Raw genomic sequence first — 224 nt, 5'->3', positions numbered from 1 at the left:
TCAATTCTTTTGTATGCTTGGGGGTAGGCGTTAGTATGGTCAGCCTTGTGGTTTGGCAGACTTTTTCACTAAACCAGAAATACGGTGAACACGGCCTGATGAAACAAGCAGCTCGCAAACGCCACCCCAAATACCTACGTCACCAAAGATCCCCACGCCAATTTATTCGTTACCCCAAACCTAAAACAATCCTCAATGAGAAATAGTTCTAAAATCAACACCTT

Annotated in this window: 1 protein-coding gene; it reads left to right on the top strand. The window is 43.8% G+C overall.

Annotation, left to right across the window (positions count from 1 at the left end; all coding sequences use genetic code 11):
- Positions 1 to 206, top strand: a 206-nt coding sequence (locus HMPREF1551_RS05330; protein ID WP_021628036.1) for a DUF4133 domain-containing protein, incomplete at its 5' end; no start/stop codon positions are given.
- Between the last annotated feature and the right edge of the window lie 18 nt (positions 207 to 224).

Origin of the sequence: Capnocytophaga sp. oral taxon 863 str. F0517, assembly GCF_000466425.1 — a bacterium.
Lineage (GTDB): Bacteria > Bacteroidota > Bacteroidia > Flavobacteriales > Flavobacteriaceae > Capnocytophaga.
This window is presented reverse-complemented; position numbering and strand designations above follow the sequence as displayed.